General features: G+C 63.8%; 15 protein-coding genes. 12 read left to right on the forward strand and 3 right to left on the reverse strand.

The window, feature by feature from the left end; translation table 11 throughout:
* Positions 1–9: 9 nt before the first annotated feature.
* The 7 genes from aceE (at position 10) to QD208_RS11340 (ending at position 10,072) form a co-directional block, all read left to right on the forward strand.
* Positions 10–2,685, forward strand: coding sequence for a pyruvate dehydrogenase (acetyl-transferring), homodimeric type (gene aceE, locus QD208_RS11310; RefSeq protein WP_279836861.1), 2,676 nt, complete (start codon positions 10–12; stop codon positions 2,683–2,685).
* 105 nt (positions 2,686–2,790) lie between these two features.
* Entirely contained in the window at positions 2,791–4,824 is a 2,034-nt protein-coding gene (gene aceF, locus QD208_RS11315) for a pyruvate dehydrogenase complex dihydrolipoyllysine-residue acetyltransferase (protein ID WP_279836862.1), read from the forward strand.
* 270 nt (positions 4,825–5,094) lie between these two features.
* Entirely contained in the window at positions 5,095–5,856 is a 762-nt protein-coding gene (locus tag QD208_RS11320; protein WP_043333781.1) for a TerC family protein, read from the forward strand.
* A 554-nt stretch (positions 5,857–6,410) separates the two neighbouring features.
* Positions 6,411–7,067, forward strand: coding sequence for an adenylate kinase (adk, locus tag QD208_RS11325; RefSeq protein WP_215823460.1), 657 nt, complete (start codon positions 6,411–6,413; stop codon positions 7,065–7,067).
* Between the two features lie 290 nt (positions 7,068–7,357).
* Complete coding sequence (gene tsaB, locus QD208_RS11330; protein ID WP_279836863.1) at positions 7,358–8,053, forward strand: tRNA (adenosine(37)-N6)-threonylcarbamoyltransferase complex dimerization subunit type 1 TsaB; 696 nt, start codon at positions 7,358–7,360, stop codon at positions 8,051–8,053.
* 205 nt (positions 8,054–8,258) lie between these two features.
* Entirely contained in the window at positions 8,259–9,077 is an 819-nt protein-coding gene (locus tag QD208_RS11335; protein ID WP_054556849.1) for an undecaprenyl-diphosphate phosphatase, read from the forward strand.
* A 296-nt stretch (positions 9,078–9,373) separates the two neighbouring features.
* Positions 9,374–10,072: a class I SAM-dependent methyltransferase gene (locus tag QD208_RS11340; protein ID WP_225348174.1), complete on the forward strand. Its 699-nt coding sequence runs from the start codon at positions 9,374–9,376 to the stop codon at positions 10,070–10,072.
* A gap of 111 nt (positions 10,073–10,183) precedes the next feature.
* Here QD208_RS11340 and plsB read toward each other — a convergent pair whose 3' ends face one another.
* Positions 10,184–12,826 carry a glycerol-3-phosphate 1-O-acyltransferase PlsB gene (gene plsB, locus QD208_RS11345; RefSeq protein ID WP_279836864.1) on the reverse strand — a complete coding sequence of 881 codons (2,643 nt, stop codon included), beginning with the start codon at positions 12,824–12,826 and terminating at the stop codon, positions 10,184–10,186.
* A gap of 303 nt (positions 12,827–13,129) precedes the next feature.
* On the opposite strand from plsB, the gene QD208_RS11350 reads away from it, so the two are divergent.
* The gene (locus QD208_RS11350; RefSeq protein ID WP_054556850.1) at positions 13,130–14,251 is read left to right on the forward strand and encodes a phospholipase D-like domain-containing protein; all 1,122 of its coding nucleotides are present in this window, start codon (positions 13,130–13,132) and stop codon (positions 14,249–14,251) included.
* A gap of 119 nt (positions 14,252–14,370) precedes the next feature.
* Here the strand turns inward: QD208_RS11350 and QD208_RS11355 are convergent, their stop codons facing one another.
* Positions 14,371–15,099 (reverse strand): YecA family protein, encoded by a 729-nt coding sequence (locus QD208_RS11355; RefSeq protein ID WP_064503292.1) that lies wholly within the window; start codon positions 15,097–15,099, stop codon positions 14,371–14,373.
* A gap of 181 nt (positions 15,100–15,280) precedes the next feature.
* Here QD208_RS11355 and QD208_RS11360 point away from each other — a divergent pair, with 181 nt between their 5' ends.
* The 4 genes from QD208_RS11360 to QD208_RS11375 all read left to right on the forward strand — a co-directional run bounded on the left by QD208_RS11360 (position 15,281) and on the right by QD208_RS11375 (position 20,276).
* Complete coding sequence (locus QD208_RS11360) at positions 15,281–15,937, forward strand: SprT-like domain-containing protein (RefSeq protein WP_279836865.1); 657 nt, start codon at positions 15,281–15,283, stop codon at positions 15,935–15,937.
* A gap of 276 nt (positions 15,938–16,213) precedes the next feature.
* Complete coding sequence (gene acs / locus QD208_RS11365; RefSeq protein WP_107335998.1) at positions 16,214–18,160, forward strand: acetate--CoA ligase; 1,947 nt, start codon at positions 16,214–16,216, stop codon at positions 18,158–18,160.
* Positions 18,161–18,428: 268 nt separating this feature from the next.
* On the forward strand, positions 18,429–19,385 hold the full coding sequence (locus tag QD208_RS11370) for a DMT family transporter (RefSeq protein WP_279836866.1): 957 nt from the start codon (positions 18,429–18,431) through the stop codon (positions 19,383–19,385).
* Positions 19,386–19,613: 228 nt separating this feature from the next.
* A complete protein-coding gene (locus tag QD208_RS11375) occupies positions 19,614–20,276 on the forward strand; it encodes a response regulator transcription factor (RefSeq protein ID WP_043333788.1) in 663 nt (220 codons plus the stop codon).
* A gap of 133 nt (positions 20,277–20,409) precedes the next feature.
* On the opposite strand, the gene QD208_RS11380 is transcribed toward QD208_RS11375, so the two are convergent.
* Entirely contained in the window at positions 20,410–24,408 is a 3,999-nt protein-coding gene (locus QD208_RS11380) for a NahK/ErcS family hybrid sensor histidine kinase/response regulator (RefSeq protein WP_279836867.1), read from the reverse strand.
* Positions 24,409–24,630: the final 222 nt, after the last annotated feature.

The following is a 24,630-nucleotide window of genomic DNA, read 5'->3' on the forward strand; positions in this document are numbered from 1 at the left end:
GAGACGTCTATGAGTCTGGAGGCAAGAGAAGATCTCGATCCGATCGAAACCACGGAATGGTTGGACTCCCTGGAATCGGTTCTGGATCGTGAGGGTGAGGATCGTGCCCAGTACCTGATGTCACGCCTGGCCGACCGCCTGCGTCGTGATGGCCATCAGGTGCCCTTCTCGGTGACCACGCCCCATCGCAACAGTATCCCCGTGCACCGCGAAGCGCGCATGCCGGGCGACCTGTTCATGGAGCGTCGTATCCGTTCGCTTATCCGTTACAACGCCATCGCTCAGGTGATCCGCAACAACCGTGCCCACAAGGGCCTGGGCGGTCACATCTCGAGCTTCATGTCCAGTGCGACGCTTTACGACGTAGGCTTCAACCACTTCTTCCGTGCACCGGAAGGAGATTTCGAAGGCGATCTGCTTTACATCCAGGGTCACGTGGCGCCGGGCATCTACGCCCGTTCCTTCCTGGAAGGTCGTCTCAGCCAGGAGCAGATGGACAGCTTCCGTCAGGAAGTCGACGGCAACGGCCTGTCTTCCTATCCGCACCCGTGGCTGATGCCGGATTACTGGCAGTTCCCGACCGTCTCCATGGGTCTGGGCCCGATCCAGGCGATCTACCAGGCGCACGTCATGAAGTACCTCAACTCGCGTGAGTTGAAGTCCATGTACGACCGCAAGGTGTGGTGCTTCATGGGTGACGGCGAGTGTGACGAGCCGGAATCCCTGGGTGCCATCTCGCTGGCTGGCCGCGAGAATCTCGACAACCTGATCTTCGTCATCAACTGCAACCTGCAGCGTCTTGACGGTCCGGTGCGCGGCAACGGCCGCATCATGGACGAGCTGGAAGGCGTCTTCCGTGGTGCCGACTGGAACGTGCTCAAGGTCACCTGGGGTCGCTTCTGGGATCCGCTCTTCGAACAGGACAAGAAAGGCATCCTGCAGAAGCGCATGGACGAAGCGGTCGACGGCGACTACCAGAACTACAAGGCCAATGGCGGCGCTTACACGCGCGAGCACTTCTTCGGCAAGTACCCGGAGACGGCCGATCTGGTCAAGGACATGTCAGATGACGATATCTGGCGTCTGAACCGTGGTGGCCACGACCCGTACAAGGTCTACGCGGCGTATCACGAGGCGGTCAACAACGCCAATGGTCGTCCGACCGTCATCCTGGCGCACACCGTCAAGGGTTACGGCATGGGCATGGGCGATGGCGAAGCTGCCAACGAAGCCCACCAGGTCAAGACCATGGAACACGAAGCGCTGAAGACATTCCGCGATCGCTTCGGTATTCCGCTGACCGACGAGCAGCTCGAGGAAGTGCCGTACTACAAGCCGGCGGACGACAGCCCGGAAATGAAGTACATGCACCTCATGCGCGAACGTCTGAACGGCTACCTGCCGCAGCGTCGCACCGAGTATGAAACGCTGGAAATCCCGCCGCTGGACGACAAGATCTTCGCGTCCCAGCTCAAGGGCTCCAACGGCCGCGAAGTGTCCACCACCATGGCCTTCGTGCGCGTGCTCAACGGTCTGGTCAAGCACAAGACCCTCGGCGAGCGTGTCGTGCCGATCATTCCTGACGAAGCGCGTACCTTCGGCATGGAAGGCATGTTCCGTCAGCTGGGCATCTACACCGCGGCAGGCCAGAAGTATGAGCCGGTCGACAAGGGTCAGATCATGTATTACCGCGAGGACCAGAAAGGTCAGGTCCTCGAGGAAGGTATCTCCGAAGCAGGCGCCATGTCTGCGTGGGTGGCGGCGGCAACGTCCTACGCCAACCACAACCTGCCGCTGATGCCGTTCTACGTCTACTACTCGATGTTCGGCTTCCAGCGCATCGGTGACCTGGCGTGGGCCGCAGGCGACCTGCAGGCACGTGGCTTCCTGGTCGGCGGTACTGCCGGTCGTACCACCCTGAACGGCGAAGGTCTGCAGCACCAGGATGGCCACAGCCATATCCTGGCCTCGACCATCCCGAACTGCCGCACCTACGACCCGACCTACGCTCACGAAGTGGCGGTCATCGTGCAGGACGGCATGAAGCGCATGTTCGAGCAGCACGAGCCGGTCTTCTACTACCTGGCGGTGATGAACGAGAACTACGAGCAGCCAGCACTCGAGACGGTGCCCGCAGAGGACATCATCAAGGGGATGTACCTGCTCAAGGAAGGCGGCAAGGACGGCAAGGCACGCGTTCAGCTGCTGGGTTCCGGCACCATCCTGCGTGAAGTCGAGGCAGCCGCCGAGATGCTCAAGCAGGACTACGGTGTCGACGCCGACATCTGGAGCGTCACCAGCTTCAACGAGCTGCGTCGCGAAGCGCTGGAACTGGATCGTCAGGCCTTCCTCAAGCCGGAAGAGACCCCGGCCAAGCCGCACGTCACTCAGTGTCTGGAAGGACGTGACGGCCCGGTCGTGGCTGCCACTGACTACATGAAGCTGTTTGCTGACCAGGTTCGTGCCTGGGTGCCGGCTGACTATCACGTGCTCGGTACCGACGGTTTCGGTCGTTCCGATACCCGCGAGAAGCTGCGTCACTTCTTCGAAGTCGACCGCAACTTCGTCACCGTCCAGGCCCTGAAGGCGCTGGCGGATCGTGGTGAGATCGACCGCAAGGTGGTCGCGGAAGCGATCAAGACCTACGGCATCGACCCCAACAAGCCGAATCCGCTGAACGTCTGAGCGGAGATCGCGGAACAGGCGAGCGGCACTCCCTCCTCGACATCATGATGATGCGCAGGTGATTCGGGTGTCGCTCCCCGTGCACGTTTTGGAAGGAGCACGATCTTGAGCAGCGAAATCATCAAGGTTCCCGACATTGGCGGTAGTTCCGATGTCGAGATCATCGAGATAGCGGTGGCGGTGGGAGATGTCATCTCCGCCGAAGACACCATGATCACTCTTGAGTCCGACAAGGCCAGCATGGATGTGCCGGCACCGAAGGGCGGCAAGGTGGTGAAGATTCTCGTCAAGGAAGGCGACACCGTCTCCGAAGGCGACGATATCCTGGAGCTGGAAGCCGAAGGCGGTGGTGACACCTCCTCTGACGCTTCTGACGAGCAGGAAGCGCCGAAGGAAGAGGCTCCCAAGCAGGACGCCTCTGAGCAGCAAGCGCCGAAAGAGTCCGCTCCTGCGCCGAAGGCCGCTTCCGGTGGCACCCAGACCGTCGACATCGTCGTGCCGGACCTGGGCGACTCCGAAGCCGTGCCGATCATCGAGATGGCCGTCTCCGAAGGCGATGAAGTCGACGCCGAAGATGCGCTGATCACGCTGGAATCCGACAAGGCCAGCATGGACGTCCCGAGCCCGCACAAGGGCAAGATCGTCAAGCTGACCGTCAAGGAAGGCGACAGCGTCGCTTCCGGTGATGTCATCGGTCAGATGGAAATCGCCGGTGAAGGCGGTGACAGCGCGTCTGATTCCGCGCCGGCCGAGCAGGCTTCTTCCTCCGAGTCCACCTCTGAAGACACGTCTTCCGAGGCACCGGCTGCTGAAGAAGCGCCGGCCTCCGGTGAGCCGGAGCGCAAGGAATTGCGTGTCCCGGATCTCTCCGGCAGCGACAGCGTGCCGATCATCGAGATGGCCGTGGCCGTCGGTGACGAGGTCAACGAGGAAGACGCGCTGATCACGCTCGAGTCCGACAAGGCGACCATGGACATCCCGAGCCCCTACAAGGGCAAGGTGGTGGAGCTTTCCGTCAAGGAAGGTGACACCGTCTCCGAGGGTGACCTGATCGGTTACATCGAGGTCGCGGGTGCCGCGCCTGCGCCGAAGGCTGCCAAGTCCGAAGCGCCGGCTGCTCCCAAGGCGGAGAAGAGCGAGCAGAAGCCGGCTCCGACACCGGCCGGTGCGCCGAGTCCGGAAGCCCAGATGGCCGCTCACAAGCCGAGCAAGGGTGCCAAGGTCCACGCAGGGCCTGCGGTTCGCCTGCTGGCACGTGAGTTCGGTGTCGACCTGGCGGACGTCTCCGGCAGCGGTCCGAAGGGCCGTGTGGTGAAGGAAGATGTCCAGGCCTACGTCAAGCAGATGATGCAGAAGGCCAAGTCCGCACCGGCAGCCCCTGCCGCGCAGGCCACCGGCGGTGCCGGTATCCCGCAGGTGCCGGATCAGGACTTCAGCCAGTTCGGTGAGATCGAAGAGAAGAAGATGGGCCGCCTGATGAAGGCCGGTGCCACCAATCTGCATCGCAGCTGGCTCAACGTCCCGCACGTGACCCAGTTCGATGAAGCCGATATCACCGAGCTCGAGGCCTTCCGCAAGTCCATGAAGGCCGAGGCGGAAGCGGCAGGTGCCAAGCTCACGCCGCTGCCGTTCATGATCAAGGCGGCGGCTCACGCGCTGGCCAAGTATCCGCAGTTCAACGTCAGCCTCAAGGCCGACGGCGAGACCCTGGTGCACAAGAAGTACGTGCACATCGGTATCGCGGTGGATACGCCGGACGGCCTGATGGTGCCGGTGATCCGCAATGCGGATCAGAAGAGCCTGCTGGACCTGGCCAAGGAGTCCGTGGAACTGGCCAAGAAGGCGCAGACCAAGAAGCTCAAGCGCGAAGAGATGACCGGTGGTTGCTTCACCATCTCGAGCCTTGGCTCCATTGGCGGTACTGCCTTCACCCCGATCGTCAACACGCCGGAAGTCGCCATCCTGGGCGTCTCCAAGGCGCAGATGAAGCCGGTGTGGGACGGCGCTGCCTTCCAGCCGCGTCTGATGATGCCGCTGTCACTGTCCTACGATCACCGTGCGGTGAACGGGGCGGATGCAGCACGCTTCACGGCGTATCTGGCTCAGGTGCTGACCGACGTGCGTCGCATGCTGCTCTGATGATGCCTGTGGCATGAAGCGCGGGTGCCGTGACCTTCCTGGAAGGTGAAGGCGCTCCTCGCTGACAGACCTGGCTGACAGGTCTGGTTGACATAACGGCCTCCTTCGGGAGGCCGTTTTTTTGTGCATGTCCGTTGGCGTGGCAGGGCGGCGACCGCTGTTGCTGCCCTGCACAACATGCGATGCTTCACGCCAACCTGCCGCGATCTGTCGCATCGTGCTGGCACGACCCGGGAAGGCCGGTTCTCGCAACACACAAGGAGCAAGACAATGGAATGGTTGATGGACCCTTCGGCATGGGTGGCTCTGGCGACCCTGACCGCGCTTGAGATCGTGCTGGGCATCGACAACATCATCTTCCTGTCGATTCTGGTCGCGCGGCTGCCCGAGTCCCAGCGTCAGCGCGGGCGCATGATCGGCCTGGGCCTGGCGATGGGCATGCGCATCGTGCTGTTGATGTCACTGTCGTGGCTGATGTCGCTGACCGCGCCCCTGTTCAGCGTGGCCGACTTCAGCTTCTCGGGACGCGATCTGATTCTGGTCTTCGGGGGCCTGTTCCTGCTCGGCAAGAGCACCCACGAGATCCACGCCAACCTGGAAGGCGAAGATCCCGCCGAAGAGGGCGCGAAGAAGGGCAGCGCCAGCTTCATGGCGATCATGGTCCAGATCGCCTTGATCGATATCGTCTTCTCGCTGGATTCGGTGATCACGGCGGTGGGCATGGTCGATCACCTGATGGTGATGGTCATCGCCATCGTCATCTCGGTGGGCATCATGATGGTGGCCGCCAAGCCCATCGGCGATTTCGTCGATCGTCACCCGACCATCAAGATGCTGGCGCTGTCCTTCCTGATCATGGTCGGCATGATGCTGATGGTCGAAGGCTTCGGTGTCCACGTGCCCAAGGGCTACATCTACGTGGCGATGGCCTTCTCGCTGGCGGTGGAAATGCTCAACATCCGTCTGCGCAGCAAGCGCGCCAAGGCAGTGCGTCTGCGTCGCAGCAGCCAGGCCGAAGACGTGACCGAGTGAGGCATTGGCACAGCAACGGCTGACATGACTCAGCCTGATCATGCCACGGCGACTGAGCAAGGTGGCCCGGCGTGAGTGGAAAGACGCCCTCTGCGACCGCGTGCCGCAGGGGGCGCTTTCGTGTCATGACAGCCGTGTATGGCAGGTCGGGAACCGGCGAGGAGGGCGACAGGCCCTCCTGCGCGCCAAAACAGTGCCAAAGGGCGGCATACGCGCCTTTGGTGTGCTTGTGCCGGCGTCGTGTGAACGGTATCGTCAGCTCTACATTGCATGGCGATGACATAATGAGATCATCCGTGCGCGCCGTCGTTTAGCGCAGCACATATTGGTCCGCTGCCCATATTCATCCTGGTCATCGATACGCTCGATGCGTTCGGCCCTCATGAGGTAGTCGAGCGTCTCGACGCCGCGAGTTTCGCCGCTACACCTCGAACGTGTCGACGACCAGAGCGCCTTGGATGGCCATCTGCCGCCGAGGGCAAGGTGCACCAGCGCCAGATGACCCTTTACACCCGTTTGATGCTTTTCATTTGCACACTCAAGGAGCAGTACCGATGCGTTTGATCCTGTTGGGCGCCCCCGGCGCCGGCAAGGGCACCCAGGCCCAGTTCATCTGCGAGCGTTTCAACATCCCGCAGATCTCTACCGGAGATATGCTGCGCGCCGCGGTCAAGGCCGGCAGCGAGCTGGGACTCAAGGTCAAGGAGATCATGAATACCGGCGGACTGGTGTCCGACGAGATCATCATCGCCCTGGTCAAGGAGCGCATCAGCCAGGCCGATTGCGAGAACGGCTTCCTGTTCGACGGCTTCCCGCGCACCATCCCGCAGGCTGACGCCATGAAGGAAGCGGGCGTGAAGCTGGACCACGTGGTCGAGATCGCCGTCGCTGACGAAGAGATCGTCAAGCGTCTGTCCGGTCGTCGTGTGCACCCGGATTCCGGTCGTGTCTACCACATCGAGTACAACCCGCCGCGCGAAGAAGGCAAGGACGACGTCACTGGCGAAGCCCTGATCCAGCGTGAAGACGACCGCGAAGCCACCGTGCGCAACCGCCTGTCTGTCTATCACGAGCAGACGGAACCGCTGGTCGAGTACTACTCCAGCTGGTCTGCCACTGGCGATGCCCAGGCACCGGCCTACCACCGCATCGAAGGCGTCGGCTCCGTCGACGACATTCGTGCTCAGCTGGTCAGCGCGCTGGAGCACTGATTGCCTGGCACGCCTCAGGTGGCTCAGCTGGAACAGATCTGATCGCGCTGGTGAAGCCGGCCGCCTGACGAAGAACGCCCGTAGACATTGTCTGCGGGCGTTTTTTTGTTCTTCGCATACTGGCGCGAATCAGGAATCAGGCGTTGCGGCAGGCCGCTTGATGGCGTGGGCGTGGGGGTTGCAGCAGGAGTGACGCCCGCGGCCGACACCAGCCGTGGACAGCCTGCGTCTTTTGCTGCCCGCGGGGGACGGGTAGAATCGCGTCACATTTTTCTGACGACGAACCGCCCATGACCACGCTTCTGGCCATCGATGCATCCTCTTCCGCCTGTTCCGCTGCCCTGTGGCAAGACGGCGTTGTTACTGCCGAGCGCTGTGAGGCTCCCCGTCAGCACACCCAGCGCATGATGCCGATGATCGAGGCGCTGCTGGCCGCTGCCGATCTGACCCTCAACGACCTCGACGCCCTGGCCTACGGCCACGGACCGGGCTCGTTCACCGGGTTGCGCATCGCCGCTGGCACCATCCAGGGCCTCGCCTTCGGTCTCGATGTGCCGGTGATCGGCGTCTCGACGCTGGCGGCCCTGTCACTGCAGGCCCACCGCCTGCATCACGCGCGTTTCGTGCTGCCGATGCTGGATGCACGCATGGGCGAGCTCTATACCGGCGCCTATCGCGTCGTGACGCGCGCTGACGGCGAGATCGAGGTCGAGCAGGTGCTACCCGAGCAGGTCTGCGCTCCGGGCCTGCTGGAGCTGCCTGCGGCGCTGTGTGAGCATGACTGGCTGGCGGTCGGCTCGGGTCTGGTGATGCACGACGAGCTGCCCGAGAGCGTGCGTGCCAGCCTGGCACTGCAACTGCCCGAGCCGCAACCGGATGCCGAGGCCATGGTGATGCTGGCTGCCCAGGCATATGCCCGCGGTGAAGCGGTGTCGGCGGTCGAGGCCCAGCCGGTCTATCTGCGCAATGAGGTGGCATGGCGCTGATGGCGCCAGGGATTGCCATCTTGTTGCGTCATCGTGGGTTCAGCCAAGGCTGACATAAGGTTCGCGCATCATCATGTCGCGCCCGACACTTGCGGCGCGGCTTGAGGCAAAGCGTTGTTCTGTCACTACGGCACGTGCAGTGCCACAGACGATGTCTGTCGTCCGTGTGGGCCACTGAGGCCCGTCTCTCTTAAAAGGATGTTTCATGGAACTCATGCATGTGGTGGCGTTGGCCGTCATTCAAGGTCTGACGGAATTTCTGCCGATTTCCTCCTCCGCCCACCTGATTCTGCCCTCCCAGGTGTTCGGCTGGCCGGACCAGGGGCTGGCGTTTGATGTCGCGGTACACGTCGGTACCTTGCTGGCCGTGGTGATGGCCTTCCGCAAGGATGTCGCCAATATTCTCGCTGGCTGGTTTGGTCAGTTCAGTGGCGGCGGTACGCTGGCGGCGCGCCAGACTGAAGACAGCCGTCTGGGCTGGGCGGTGTTGCTGGCGACGCTGCCGGCCGTGATCTTCGGCGGCCTGCTGGGCGATGTGGTGGAAACGGCCGGGCGCTCGATCGCGGTGATCGGTACCACCACCATCGTCTTCGGTCTGCTGCTGTGGTGGGCGGACGTCAAGGGTGCACGCACGCGTGACCTGGCGACGCTGACGCTCAAGGGCGCGCTGATCATCGGCCTGTTCCAGGCGCTGGCCCTGATTCCCGGCACCTCGCGTTCGGGCATCACCATCACCGCCGCGCTGCTGCTGGGCTTCGAGCGTCAGAGCGCCGCACGCTTCTCCTTCCTGCTGTCGATTCCGCTGATCGTCGCGGCCGGCCTGCTCAAGGGCCTGGAGCTGATCGAGACCGGCAGTGAGGCGCAGCTGTTCGATGTCGCCCTCGGCGTGGTGCTGTCCTTCGTCTCCGCGCTGGTGTGCATCAAGCTGTTCCTCAAGGCCATCGACAGCATCGGCATGTTGCCCTTCGTCATCTACCGCCTGCTGCTGGGCATGATGCTGTTCGGCATGCTGTTGCTGCTGTAAGCCATGCGCGCGATGACGTAAGCTTGTCCCCTGACGGCGTCGCTCTTGCGGCGCCGTCGGCGTTTGTCAGCCTGACCGCATGCCATGCGAGTTTCCCTTTTCCTGCGTTCACCGTTTCTCTTCACCGTTTCTCATAGAGCCCATCCATGCTGCCACCCGAAGACTCCCTTGCTGCCCATGATGCAGCGGCCGATGCCGCTCCCGTGATCGCCATTGCCCGTTCGCGGCTGCAGGCGCGCCCGGAACTCGCCATGCTGGCGGCACATTTCGGTATCGCGCTGCGGGAAGATGACGAGATGCCGGCGCTCAAGCTTGAGGTGGCGCTGGACGAGCAGGGCGCACCGCGCCTGGTGATCGCCGGAGACGAGCGCGAATACGGCAAGCCGCTGTGCGTCGATTTCGTCGCCGGTCGTGCCGATCATCGCCGTCGTTTCGGCGGGGGGCGCAACCAGCTGATCGCACGCGCCTGTGGCCTGAACCGAGGCGCACTGCCGAGCATCGTCGATGCCACCGCAGGGCTCGGGCGCGATGCCTTCGTGCTGGCGAGTCTCGGGGCACCGGTATTGATGATCGAGCGCGTGGCGGCTACGGCGGCGATCCTGGTCGATGGCCTGACCCGGGCACAGGGCTGCGCGGATGATGAGATTCGCGAGATCGCGCTGCGCATGCAGGCCCTGCACGGTGATGCCACGCGGGAGCTTGGGGAGCTGGTGACGCAGTGGGACCAGCCGCCTCAGGTGGTGCATCTCGACCCGATGTACCCGCACCGTGACAAGTCGGCACTGGTCAAGAAGGAGATGCGTGTCTTCCGCGCCCTGGCCGGTGATGATGCGGATGCCCCGGCGCTGCTCGAGGCGGCGCTGGAGGTCGCGACGCATCGTGTGGTGGTCAAGCGCCCACGCAAGGCCGAACCCATCGGCGGGCTCGCGCCGAGTCATGTGGTGGAGGAGAAGACCAGCCGCTACGACGTCTATGTGAAGCAGGCGCTGCGCTGACGCCTGACGATGGCGTCAGCGATGTAACAGCCTCCGCCAAACGCAACAGCCCCCGCTCGCGATGTGATCGCGGCGGGGGCTTTTTTGCGCCAGGGGCCTCGGCCCATCATCTCATTCGCGCTGAGAGGAGGTGTCGGGCGCCTTGTGGTCTGCTGAGGCGGCTTCGTCAGCAGCCTCGTGGCCGTCGAGAGCTGGAGCCTGCTCCTCGTCCATGCCTTCGGTCGGGGCGTCGCTCTCGGTCTCGTTCTCGGTCTCGTTCTCGGTCTCGTTCTCGCTGTCGCTGTCGCGCAGGCGCACATGCTGCAGGCGATGGCGCAGGGCGGGATCGAATAGATCGCGGCCGTGCACCTGCAGGTCTTCCAGCGCTTCGCCGAAGCATAGCTGGCCGCTTTCCAGCCAGATGAACTCCAGCTCCAGCAGGGTATCGAGCAGGCCGCTGAACAGACGCTTGTCGAAGAACTCCGGTGCATTGAGACCCGACAGCAGGGTCAGGCGTTCGGCCAGGGCGCCGGAATGGCTCTCGAGGGACTCGCGGTCCAGCGTGCCGCTGCCGTGCTGCAACAGGGCGGCGATCAACAGATAGCCGCGTTCCAGTGTCGGTTGTACCGGCTGAGCCAGCAGGCGCAGCTGCTCGGAAGGCTCCTGGCTGGCCACCGGACGAGACCAGCGCTCCGGAGTGTCGCCAGTCGCGGCTTGATGCTCCAGCAGACCTTCCTCGCTCATCAGAGCCAGCGTGGCGGCGATATCCGCCTTCAGCTCAGGGGCCTCGGGGACGAACAGCTCGCGCACCAGCAGCGGCCAGGCGGGACTGATCTGGTCTTCCAAAGCCTCGAGGGTGTACTGGGCCGTATTGCGGAAGGCGAAGGCGATCAGCGCCGGCAGCGCCAGCAGGTGCAGCACGTTGTTGCGATACCAGGTCAGCAGACTGGCCTGCTCCGGGGTGGCGATCACCAGCTCGCCAAGACTCTGTGGACGTAGGGTGACCAGCCCCAGATGCGCGCTGTGTGCGACCCATTCCTGTGGCGTGCCCTCGGGCAGGCTGTGGTCATGGCGGCCCGGCAGCTTGTCGGCGAGACGCACCAGCATCGCCAGCTGGCGTTGCAGCAGGCTGGCCTCGATGGCGTGGTGGGCGGTGGACAGCAGCACCAGCGCCGTCAGCGAGACCGGATTGAGCGCGGCGGCGGCATTGATGCGCGTGGCGATTTCATGCCCCAGTTGCGGCACCGCCTGGGTCAGCCATTCTGGGCGGCGCTGATGTCGGCTGGCCTTCCAGTCCGGCGCGGTGTCATCCAGCCATTCGCCCAGCTTGAGCGGCTCGCCGATGTTCAGGTAGACCTTGCCGAAGGGCTGCTTGAGCTGGCCGAGCACGCGGATGAGGTCCAGCGGTGATTCCTTCTTCTTGCTGGCCCCCGACAGCTCGCGCTGATAGCTCAGGCTCTCGAAGACCTTCTCGTAGCCGATGTAGACCGGCACGAAGGCCACTTCGCGGCGTGTATCACGCAGGAAGGAGCGCAGCGTCATCGCCAGCATGCCCGGGCGTGGGGGCAGCATGCGGCCGGTGCGTGAACGGCCACCCTCGATGAAGTACTCCAGCGGGTGGCCACGGGTGATCAGCTGATGCACGTACTCGTCGAAGACGGTGGCATACAGGCGATTGCCGCGGAAGCTTCTGCGCAGGAAGAAGGCGCCGCCACGGCGCAGGATCGGGCCGATGATCGGCATGTCGAGGTTCTTGCCCGCGGCGACGTGGGGCGTCATCAGGCCCTCGTGGAACAGCACGTAGGACAGCAGCAGATAGTCGATATGGCTGCGATGACAGGGCACGTAGATCAGCTCGCAGTCGCCGGCGATCGCCTTGACCTGCGACATTCCACGCACCTCGACGCCGTCGTAGAGCTTGTGCCACAGCCGCTTGAGGGCATGCGCCAGAAAGCGCTGCACCGGATAGCCCATGTTGGAGGCGATCTCGCGACCATACTGCAGGGCGCGCTTCTCCAGACGTGCCGGCGGCTGATTCTGCTCGCGTGCCAGCTCGCTGATCACGTCCTGCACGGCGGGCGCCTTCTGCAGGTTGCGAATCATGGTGTGGCGGTGGGAGAGGTCTGGCCCCAGCAGGCGGGTACGCACGCGCCGGAAGTGCACGCGCAGCAGGCGCGAGATGCGGCGGTGCGCCAGCGCCGAGTCCTGCGGGCCTTCCCTGAGCGCTTCGTGCAGCCTGAGCGGCTGGCCGAAATGCACATCCACCGAGCGCCCATGCGCCAGAATCGCGATGGCGCGGCGCAGCACACCCGTCACCCGCCAGCTATCGGCGGAGATGAACTTCCAGAAGCCGAATTCCTTGCCCGGGGCACGCCCCCAGAACACGCTGACCGGCACCAGCTGCACCTCGACATCACTCGGGGCGTCTTCCAGTGCGGCGATCAACTTGGCCAGGCGGCGTGACAGCAGGCTCCTGTCGCTGCGCGAGCGCCGCAACAGACGGAGGCGGGAGTGGCTCAGGCGCAGGTCGCCTATGCTCAGAGGCAGGGTCGGAGAGGGCAGGCCGCGTGCCTCGCACAGCTGCTCGACCACCAGCTCGTCGGACAATGCCTGGTACGGGAAGACGTAGACCACCGGCAGCGTCGGGTCGAGGTTCAAGGCGCTGTGGTCCAACGCATTGATGTCGGGCTCCACCGCGCGCAGCTCCACCCACTTGTCCAGCAGACGGCGACTGACATTGCGCAACGGGCGCAAGACTAAGGTGACTGGCGACATGGTGAGGCTCTCGCAGGTGTGGACAAGGACGGACTACCGGAAACGACAATCTGTCGGCGTTCACGAATAAAGCATCGGGACGATGAATGAGGGTTGATTGCGACGTTTTCATGGTCTGGCTGGTAGCGCTCAGCGCGAGCATGATATTGAACATTATACGCATTCTGCCCGCAGACGCCGTGGCAGAGTACGTAGCGACAGAGTGCGAAGTGGCGAAGCGCACACTGGCAGCATCTGGCGATGCACCGTCATGGGCATCGTCATCTGTATCGTGCCGTGCAGGGAAATGACGGGAGGCAAGGCATGCTGGGAATGTGGCGATCAGGCAATCGATTCACCTTGCTGCCGGAAGGCGCGCGTTTTCTGCCCAGCATGCTGGAGGCGGTGGAATCCGCGCGCCATTCCATCCTGCTCGAGCTGTATCTGGCCGAGAGCGGCCACCTCAGTCGCGTCCTGATCGATGCGCTGTGTGGCGCGCGTCGCCGCGGCGTGACGGTGCTGGTGCTGCTGGACGGCTTCGGCTCGCTGGGCCTCGAGGAAGCTGACCGCCAGCGCATGATCGAGGCCGATATCCAGCTCAGGATCTACAACCCGCTTTCCTGGTGGCGGCTGGGGCGCAATCTGACGCGTGACCATCGCAAGCTTTTGGTGGTCGATGGGGAGGTGGGCTTTACCGGCGGCTTCGGTGCGGTGGACGTCTTCGCCGAGGCCTGGTCGGAAGTCGCGATACGCATCGAGGGGCCGTGCATCAGTGACTGGGTGCGCCTGTTCGCACGCGTGTGGGACTCCGCGGCCAGTCGTGGCCATGGCAGTCGGCTGGCGGTGCGCAGCATCAATGTGCGTGCGTGCCGGGTCGAGGGCTATCTGAGCATGCGTGGGCGGGTGGTCTGGGGGCATGGCTTCCGCTATCAGGCCATTCGTCATTCCCTGCAGCATCAGGCCAGCAGCTCACGCAAGCGGCTGTGGATCTGTACGCCATACTTCGTGCCGACCTTCAGCATGCGGCGGCGTCTCAAGCGCGCGGCGCGCCGGGGTGTCGATGTCCGCTTGCTGATCGCCGGCCAGCATCATGATCACCCGGGCGTGCGTTCGGCGGGGCAGCGCTTCTATGCCGGGCTGCTCAAGGCGGGCGTGCGTATCCATGAATTCCAGCCCCGCTTTCTGCATGCCAAGTTCTCGCTGGCGGATGACTGGGTGACGCTGGGATCGTGCAACTTCGATCATTGGAGCCTGCAGTGGAATCTGGAGGCCAATCAGGAGGTGCAGGACCATCGCTTCGCCGCCGACGTCGCCACGCTGTTCGAGCATCACTTCGCCCACAGTGTCGAGATCACCCAGGCCGCCTGGCAGCGTCGGCCGTTGATGCAGCGCTGTCGCGAGTGGGGCTATGGCACCCTGGATAGCCTGGTGACGCGGCTGCGCTGAGCGGCTCGCAGCTGTTTCAACAGACGCGGCTGCGTGGAACCAAAACGCCGGACGACCCATGAGGTCGCCCGGCGTTGTCGTTTTCAAGGCTGCATGGCGTTAAGAGCGCCATGGCAAGCTCAGCGCTTCTTGCCGCCGCCCTTGCCACCGTTCTTGTTGCCACCCTTGCCAGCGCCCTTGTTGCCGGCGTGCTTGCTGCGCGGAATGCCGGCTGCGCCCGGTGCGGCGGAACCCTTGCGACGCGGCGACGGCTTGGGGCTTTCCGGCGGGACACGGTAGAGCAGGTAGAGGTCCAGCAGCAGTTCCGGCAGCTGGTTGACGAAGCGCTGGGCACCGATCGGGTCGGCGATCAGCTCACCGATCTCCGGGTCTTCATCGTCGAAGACGCCGGAGATGGCCATGAACGGCAGCAGCAGTTCGGCGGCAGCCTCTTCCTGGGTGCCGAACCAGGCCTCCTCGTCCATGAACACGCCTTCCATGAAGCCGGCGCACCAGTCGCCGATCGGTGTCTCGACCGGGTCGGCACCGCCCAGTTCCAGCTCGAACAGCAGTTCCGGCAGCACGCCGTGCTCGAGGGCATCGATGGCGTTGGCGCGCATCTGCTCGAACAGGGAGACGACTTCTGCTTCCTGCTGCGGGCTTTCGTAGCTTGGCTGCCCCTGGAAGAGTTCCGGCAGCCACAGGCTGGAGGGCACTTCGCGCGGTGCGATGGCCAGTGCCAGCATGAAGCCATGCGCACTGATGATATCGAGAGCTTCCGGGCCGACGATGTCGGACTCGAGGAATTCGTCGAGGATGTCGAGGGATTCATCATCCAGCAGCGGCTGGGTCTGGACAGGCTCGGCCATGGGGGAGTCTCACGTGCGATAAGGGGAGAAGTCGAACAGTGCCGCCTGGCTACCTGGGTGAACCAAGGGGAACCGGGCAGGCGTGAATGGCGCTAGTGTATCATTTCACGCCTCGAGGAGTGGTACGCTCGCTCGTCATCAGCTCATCCGTTCTTTCGCTCTGCTGTCTGGTCATCGTGTCATGTCATCAACCACTCGTCGTGTCGTCAGTCGTCACCGCTTTGCGCCCGATCATGCTCTGGCCTGCCTGGGGGAGACCCCCGCGGCGCCACTGCCGCTGGCCGATGCCGCGGAGCTCGAGGCGCTGACGGCGCCTGCCCTGCACGCGACGCTGGAGGCGCAGGTGCTGGCATGTCTGGCGCGCGCGCGTGTCCTGTTCCCCGAGCTGCGCATGCCGTCGGTCTCCTGCCGCCTCAAGGGGCGCACGGCGGGCACGGCGGATTCGGCGCGCCAGCGGCTGCGCTTCAATTGGCAACTGCTCAGCGAGAACCGCCATCACTTCCTCAGCCAGACCGTCCCCCACGAGGTCGCGCACTGGGTGGTGATGGAGGTGGTCGAGCGCGCCGGCAAGACGCGTGTCAAACCGCATGGCCCCGAGTGGCAGCAGGTGATGACCAACCTCTACGGCATCCCGCCGGAGGTGACGCATCGCATGGATGTCTCGACTGCCAGTCCGACGCCCTGGGCGTATGGCTGTGGCTGCGATACCGCGCACTATTTCAGCTCGCGACGCCATGCCAATGCCCAGCGCGGTCACCGCTATCGCTGTCGGCGCTGTGGCCAGGAGTTGAGCGGGCCATTGAATGATCCGGCGCGCAATGCGTCGACTGCGCGTTGAGGCGCATTTCGCTCGCTGGCGCGTCATTGCAAAGTGCGAGTCGCGCCAGAAGGTGTCTTTTCAGGCGGTTTCTGTCCTCCGAACGTCGCTGTGACCTTGGTGTAATTTGTTGATAAACAGTTGAAATAATTAGTAAAAATTTATCTACCAAGGTCTAGTGTGTGGCCCCCCCATGCTTGGGTTTAAGCTGAAATGGACTTGCCTCGGCTCGCCTGTGCTTCACGCATGCCGCGTGGGACAGCGAGTCGCCAGCCAATCCGTCAGAGGTCACGCCACATGAGCGAACATGCCAAGGTTCATCCGGTCACTCCCGATGTCGCCGCCCACGCCTGGGCAGACCGCGAGCGCTATCAGGCCATGTATCAGCAGTCCGTCGAGGCGCCGGAGACATTCTGGGCCGAGCAGGCCCAGTCACTGGACTGGTTCGATGCGCCCTCGGTGATCCGCAATACCAACTTCGGCCCCGGTGATGTCGATGTGCGCTGGTTCGAGGACGGCAAGCTCAACGTGGCGCACAACTGCCTCGATCGCCACCTCGCCGAGCGTGGCGATCAGGTCGCCATCATCTGGGAAGGGGATGACCCGAACGAGTCCCAGTCGATCACCTATCGCGAGCTGCACGCGCGTGTCAGCCAGTTTGCCAATGGCCTCAAGGAACTGGGCGTCAAGCGGGGCGATGTGGTCACGCTGTACATGCCGATGATTCCCGAAGCCGCGATGGCGATGCTGGCCTGTACGCGCATCGGTGCCGTGCACTCGGTGGTGTTCGGTGGCTTCTCGCCGGACGCGCTGGCGGGGCGTATCGTCGATTCCAGCTCGCGCATCGTGATCACCGCCGATGAGTCACTGCGGGGTGGCAAGCGCGTGCCGCTCAAGGAGAACGTCGATGAGGCGCTGGAGCGTGATGGCACCGACTGTGTCGACCACGTGCTGGTGGTGCGGCGTACCGGCGGTGAGGTGAACTGGGGCAGCCGCGATGCCTGGTTCCATGAGCTGGTGGACCGTCAGTCCAGTGACTGCCCGGCCGAGGCGATGGGCGCCGAAGACCCGCTGTTCATCCTCTACACCTCCGGTTCCACCGGCACGCCCAAGGGCCTGAAGCACACCACGGGCGGTTATCTGCTCTATGCCGCGATGACCCATCGCTACGTGTTCGATTATCACGATGGCGATATCTACTGGTGCACGGCGGATGTCGGCTGGGTGACGGGCCACAGCTACATCGTCTACGGCCCGCTGGCCAATGGCGCGACCACGCTGATGTTCGAGGGTGTGCCCAGCTATCCGACCCACGGGCGTATCGGCGAGATCGTCGACAAGCACCAGGTCAACATTCTCTATACCGCCCCGACCGCCGTGCGTGCACTGATGGCACATGGTGACAGCGTGATGGACTCAAGCTCGCGCACGAGCCTGCGGCTGCTCGGCTCGGTGGGCGAGCCGATCAACCCCGAGGCCTGGGAGTGGTTCCACCGCGTGATCGGCAATGGCAATTGCCCGCTGGTGGACACCTGGTGGCAGACCGAGACCGGCGGCATCATGATCGCGCCGCTGCCGGGCGCGACCGATCTCAAGCCGGGCTCCGCCACGCTGCCGTTCTTCGGTGTGCAGCCGGCGCTGGTCGACAACGAGGGCAACATCCTCGAGGGCGCGACCGAAGGCAACCTGGTGATTCTCGACAGCTGGCCGGGGCAGGCACGTTCGATCTGGGGCAATCACGAACGCTACGTGCAGACCTACTTCTCCACCTATGCGGGCATGTACTTCACCGGTGACGGCTGTCGTCGTGATGAGGATGGCTACTACTGGATCACCGGGCGCGTCGATGATGTGCTCAACGTCTCTGGCCACCGCATGGGCACCGCCGAGATCGAGTCCTCGCTGGTCGCGCATGAAGCGGTCGCCGAGGCCGCCGTGGTCGGCTATCCCCATGACATCAAGGGCCAGGGCATCTACATCTACGTGACGCTCAACGACGGTATCGAAGCCAGTGATGAACTCAAGAAGACGCTGACCCAGTGGGTGCGCAAGGACATCGGTCCGATCGCCTCGCCGGACGTCATCCAGTGGGCGCCGGGGCTGCCCAAGACGCGTTCCGGCAAGATCATGCGCCGCATCCTCAGGAAGATCGCCGCCAACGAGACCGACGGTCTCGGCGATACCTCGACCCTGGCGGACCCGTCAGTGGTGGATGACCTGATCGAGCAGCGCGCCAACCGCTGAACGCGTCGAGTGACGGTCATCGAGGCCTGACAAGACACGCAGCGACAGCAAAGCGCGGGAGCCTGGCTCCCGCGCTTTTTTGTGCGCCTGTCCGGGAGCATCTGTCTGTTCGTATTCCTGGCCCGCGCTTTTGCGCTGTGCGAGACGTGAAAGGTTGGCCATTGAGGAGGCGCTGGCTTGATAATGACGCGCCAGCGCATGTGCCCGCGGAGTCCATTCGCGCCTCGCTGCGCATTTCCCCAATCAATTCATGATCAAGGCCGCCCCCATGTCAGCAGGCAAGTCGGATGCATCCTGCCCCGCCTCTCAGCCAGCCAGTTCTCCCGCCGCCGCGTCGTCCACTGAGGGCGAGAATCGTCCTCGCGCCGTCATCCTGATGTGCCTGTCGGCGATCTCGTTCGCGCTGATGGGAGCGATGGTCAAGCTGAGCGGCGACCTGCCGCTGTTCGAGAAGGTCTTCGTGCGCAACCTGGTCAGTCTCGGCGTGGCGGTGGTGATGGTGCGCATGGCGGGCGCGCGTCTGCTGGGCCACTGGCATCACCAGCCGATGCTGATGGCGCGGTCACTGATCGGACTCGGCGGCGTGATGAGCTTCTTCTACGCCATCGATCATCTGCTGCTGGCGGATGCGACTATTCTGAATAAGCTATCGCCGTTCTTCGTCAGCCTGTTTGCCGGCCTCTTCCTGGCCGAGCGCCTTGGTGGCTGGCGGCTGGTCGGCATGCTGGTCGCCTTCTCTGGCGCGGCGCTGGTCATCAAGCCGCAACTGGCATTTGCCGAGGGCGGGGTGGAGGCATTGTTGCCCGCCATGGTCGGGCTGGGTTCGGCAATGCTGGCGGGGGCGGCCTATACGCTCATCCGTGCGATGAGAGGGCGCGAGGCCTCGGCGACCATCGTGCTGCATTTCTCGCTGGTCTCCAGTGTGGTGACATTGGTGCCGATGTTGATGAATCCGGTGATGCCGAGCGGCCCTCAGGCGCTGGCCTTGCTGGGCATCGGCATCTTTGCGGCCGGCGGTCAGATTCTGATGACCACCGCCTATCGCCTCGCACCGGCGGGGGAAGTGTCGATCTATTCCTATCTGACCATCGTGTTTTCGGCACTGGCGGGCTGGGCCATCTGGGGGGAGGTGCCGGATATCGCCAGCCTGATCGGCTTCGTGCTGATTGCCGGTGTCGCATTGATCGGCTGGCATGCCAGTCGCGTTGCGGGTAGGGTTGTCTGACTCACCATCCCCAGGATGCTGTCAGAATCAGCGCACGGATTGTTCGCTCGCCGGGCATCAATCCGTGCGATACTCGTGTTCCCCGAGCGAAACATCAGTACATCTTCCGATGGTGGGCTGCTTTGTTAAACGCACGTTTTATGGGGTAACATGCCAGAAAATAACGGCGATTGTTGACCGGCCAGGAAGGTCGGTGATGATCACCATCGGGGTTTTGGAGGAGACTCAATGGCCTTTGCCCAGAAGTTCATCGTTGCAGACGATCACCCGCTCTTTCGTGCCGCACTGACCCAGGCGCTTAGACAAGTCGCCTCCCAGGCGGAGATCGTCGAGGCTGACAGCATGGAAGCGACCAACGAAGTCGTTGCCCGCCATCCCGATGCCGACCTGATCCTGTTGGACCTGCACATGCCGGGAGCCCACGGCTTCTCCGGTCTGATCCAGTTGCGTGGCCAGACACCGGACATCCCGGTGGCGGTCGTGTCCGGTAGCGAGGAGCCCTACGTGGTGCGCCGCGCCATCGATTATGGGGCCTCCGGCTTCATTCCCAAGTCCGCCAGCCTCGACGTCATCGCCGAAGCCATCGGCGAGATCCTCGAAGGTGAAGTCTGGCTGCCGACGGATATCGCCGAGGCCATGGGCGAGTCTTCCGAGGATGAATCGCGCTTCGCCGAGGCGATCGCGTCACTGACGCCGCAGCAGTTCCGCGTGCTCAACATGCTGACGGAAGGTCTGCTCAACAAGCAGATCGCCTATGAGCTGAATGTGTCCGAGGCCACCATCAAGGCCCACGTGACCGCCATTCTGCGCAAGCTGGGCGTGCATTCGCGCACCCAGGCCGTCATCGCGGCCCAGCGTCTGGAAGTCGAGCCGCCGAAAGTCCGCTCCTGATCCTGCGTCAGCGCTTGAGCTGAGGCTCTCCTCGAGAGTCGCGCCTTCAAGCCACAAAAAGCCCGCCCTGTCGCTGACAGGGCGGGCTTTTTGCTTCTACCAGGTCTAAAGAGCGACAGGCCAGCCCGCCTGATCAGGGGGCTGGGTCATCCGTCGCGGCGTCGGGGGCATCACTTGCGCCACTGGTGTGCTTCTCGGCGCGGTTGGCCTGCAGGGTGCGCGTCAGCAGCGCACGCAGCGCGGCGGGTCGCACTGGCTTGAGCAGCAGGTGATAGCCCGCACGGCGCACTTCCTCGGCGACCTCATCGGTGCGGTCGGCGGTGATCACGATGCCCGGCACCGAGCCCGCCAGACGTTCATCCAGTGCATCCAGCGCCATCAGGCCAGTCACCTCGTTGTCGAGGTGGTAGTCGGCGAGGATGGCATCCGGATCACCATCCAGGTTGCGGATCACCGACTTGGCGCCGCCGATCGAGGTCGCCGTGAACACCTCGCAACCCCAGCCGGACAGCATCGCCTTCATGCCCTCGAGGATCAGGCTCTCATTGTCGATGCACAGGACGCGAGTGCCGGTCAGCTTGTTGCCGGCGCGCTTGCGAGCCGGGACGGCATCCGGCAGCTCGGCCGCCGGCAGCTCCTTGCTGATCGGCACGCTGACGGCGAAGACGGTGCCGATGCCGACCCAGCTGCGCACCGTGATCGGGTGGTCGAGCACCCGGCTCATGCGTTCGGCGATCGACAGTCCCAGGCCGAGACCCTTCTCGCTTTCCTTGTGACGCTCGGTCTGATCGAGACGCCGGAATTCCTGGAAGATCTCGGTCAGCTTCGACTCGGGAATGCCGGGGCCGGTGTCCCAGACCTCGATGCGAATGCGATCGCCCAGACGGCGACAGCCCAGCAGCACATGGCCCTGACGGGTATAGCGCACCGCGTTGGAGAGGAAGTTCTGCACGATGCGTCTGAGCATCTGGCCATCGGAGTCCACTGCCAGCTGCGTCATCACCACCTTCAGGTCCAGCCCGCGATCTTCCGCCATCACCTCGAACTCGGCCTTGAGCGGCTTGAGGATATCGGAGAGACGGAACACGCTGCGGCGTGGCGCCAGTGCCCCGGCATCCAGCTTGGAGATGTCGAGCAGGGTGCTGAGCAGTTCCTCGGCGGCCTGCAGCGAGTTGTCGATGTGATTGGTGGTGGTCTTCATCTCGCCTTCGACCTGCTGGGCGAGGGCAGAGGTGAACAGGCGCGCCGCATTCAGTGGCTGCAGCAGGTCGTGGCTGGCCGCGGCCAGGAAGCGTGTCTTGGAGGCGTTGGCATCCTCGGCCAGCTGCTTGGCCTGACGCAGTGCCTGCTCGGCCTCGGCGCGCACGCGGTTCTCGGTGCGCAGGGCCTCGTTGACCTGTGACAGCTCCTGGGTACGCACGCGCACGCGCTCCTCCAGGTTCTCGTTGGTCTCCTTGAGGGCGATCTCCGCCAGGCGTCGCTCGGTGATGTCCTGATAGAGCGCGAAGAAGCCGAGGATGTTGCCCTTGGTGCTGAAGTGCGGCGTATAGGTGACCAGCATGTAGCGCACGCCGCCTTCCGGGGCTTCCAGCGAGATCTCGAAGGAGACGCGCTCACCGGACAGCGCGCGCGTCATCCACGGCGCGCGTTGGCGATAGATGTCTTCCGGCATCGCCTCTTCGGCGGGCTCGCCGATCACGGCGGTACGGTCGATGCCCATCACCGCTTCATAGGCACGGTTGGTGAAGAGGTAGCGACACTCCTTGTCGAAGTAGGCGATCAGCGCCGGCACATTGTCGGTGTAGATGCGGATGTTGTTTTCCGAGCGGATCAACGCCTCTTCGGTGCGCTTCTGCTGGGTGATGTCCTGATAGGTGTAGACGAAGCCACCACCGGGCATCGGGTTGCCCTGGATCTCCATCACGCTATCATCCTGGCGATAGCGCACGTAGCGGTGCGGCTCGCCGTTGCGGATGGCATCCAGCAATTGATCGACGTGCTCTTCGGGGTCGCCCGGGCCGTATTCGCCGTTGTGGGCGTTGTAGCGGAAGATGCGATCGATGGGCGCGCCGACCCGGATCAGGTTGTCAGGGAAGCGGAACATGTCCAGATAGCGCTGGTTCCACACCACCAGGCGCATGTGCTGGTCGACCACGCTGATGCCCTGGTGGATGTTCTCGATGGTCGCCTGCAGCAGGGCGCGGTTGAATTCGAGCACCTGCGAGGCTTCATCGACGATGGAGATGACATCCGAGATGCCGATGCCGCGACCCTGCAGCGCCGAGTTGACGACGATGCGTGCCGAGGAGGCGCCGAGTACCGAGGCTAGGAAGCGTTCGGTGAACTGGATCAGGTCGATGGAGGCGCGTGCATGCAGCTCCAGCGGCTGGCCACTGCGGCGCGCGTAGTCCTCGAAGGCGCGCTCGACCTGCTCGTGGCTCAGGAAGCGTTCGCACAGGACGCGCAGGTCGGAGACGGAGGTGGAGCCGGTCCAGGGGCGCGAGACGCTGGTCTGGCGGGTCTCGACACTGTCGACGAACAGCGAGGCCTGGATGCGCTCGACGACGCGCTGCGGCGTCATCTGCGAGACGAAGATGTAGCAGAACAGGTTCAGACCGAGCGACAGCATCACGCCGTGGGTCAGCGGGTCATTGAAGCGGAAGCCGAACAGGCCATGCGGCGACAGCCAGTCGATGCCCAGCGGGCCATGATTGACGATCTCGGTCGGCATCAGGCCCGCCTGTGCCAGTGCCGGCACGAGCAGGGTCCAGGCCCAGACCGCGAAGCCGACATTCAGGCCGACGATGACGCCGAGGCGGTTGCCGCGCTTCCAGTAGAGGCCACCCATCAGCGAGGGCGCGAACTGGGCGACGGCGGCAAACGACAGCAAGCCGATGGCCGAGAGGGTGCTGTATTCGGCGATCAGCAGATAGAAGCCGTAGGCCAGCGCCAGGATCATCACGATGGTCAGACGGCGCGCCAGCAACACGATATGGCTGTAGTCGCGCGCCTCGGTATCGAACCAGCGCAGGCGGAACAACAGCGGAATCACGATCTCGTTGGAGATCATGATCGAGACCGCGACGGCGGCGACGATCACCATGCCGGTGGCGGCGGAGAAACCGCCGATGAAGGTCAGCAGGGTCAGCCAGGTCTGGTCCGCCGCCATCGGCAGCGCCAGCACGAAGCTGTCCGGTGACACCGAACCGTCGGGGAACATGGTCAGGCCGGCGGCGGCGATCGGCAGCACGAAGAAGGAGATGGCGACCAGATAGATCGGGAACATCCAGCGCGCACGGCGGGCGTCATCGTGGTGGGTATTCTCGACCACCGCGACGTGGAATTGGCGCGGCAGGCAGAAGATCGCCAGCATCGCCAAGAGGGTCTGGGCCCAGAAGCCGGTGCCGAAGGTCTGGGTCTCCAGCTGCTGTTGCAGCTCCAGATAGGTGTCGGCCTTGGTGAACAGATCGCCCAGGCCATTGAACATGCCCCAGGTGACGTAGACGCCCAGGGTCAGGAAGGCGACCAGCTTGACCAGCGATTCGAAGGCGATCGCCTGCAACAGGCCGACATGGTGCTCGGTGGCGTCGGTGTGGCGGGTGCCGAACAGGATGGCGAACAGCGCCATGATCGCCGCGACATAGAAGGCGGTATCGCCCAGCCAGGCGGTCCGCGTGACATCGCTGGTGTCGGTGAGTACCTGATAGGCACTCGAGACGGCCTTCAGCTGCAGGGCGATGTAGGGCAGGGTGCCGACCAGGGCCACCAGCGAGGCGAACACCGCCAGCGACTGCGTCTTGCCGTAGCGCGAGGCGATGAAATCGGCAATCGAGGTGATGTTCTGGCGCTTGGCGACCCGAATCATCTTGAGCAGGATCGGCCAGAACAGCAGACAGGCCAGAATCGGCCCGATGAAGATGCTCAGATAACTCCAGCCGCTGGTCGCGGCCTGCCCGACGCTACCGTAGAAGGTCCAGCTGGTGCAGTAGACCGCAAGCCCCAGACTGTAGACCGCTGGGCGCCGATTCGGCGACCCGTGTTTCTTGGCGTTGCGATCCCCCCGCCATGCAATCGTGAACAGCACCGCGATATATGCGAGTGCCACTGCGATCAGCCACCAACCCTGGAACATGTCGCTCTCCTCTCTGGAAGCGCCATTCTACGCAGCCCCGCCACGAGTCCCAAGCACTGTGCATGACAGACTCAGCGTCTTGAGAGTCGTGAGGAAGAGGCTGTGTCATCCATTGCCACGCAGACGCCTCGATGATTGGCGCCAAGAAGCCGGAAATGGCGTCTGCACAACGGGCCTATTTGCTGTCATCGGCCAATGTCATGCGCGCAATACGCCGAAGCT

Source organism: Cobetia sp. 29-18-1, from assembly GCF_029846405.1.
Classification (GTDB): Bacteria; Pseudomonadota; Gammaproteobacteria; order Pseudomonadales; family Halomonadaceae; genus Cobetia; species Cobetia amphilecti.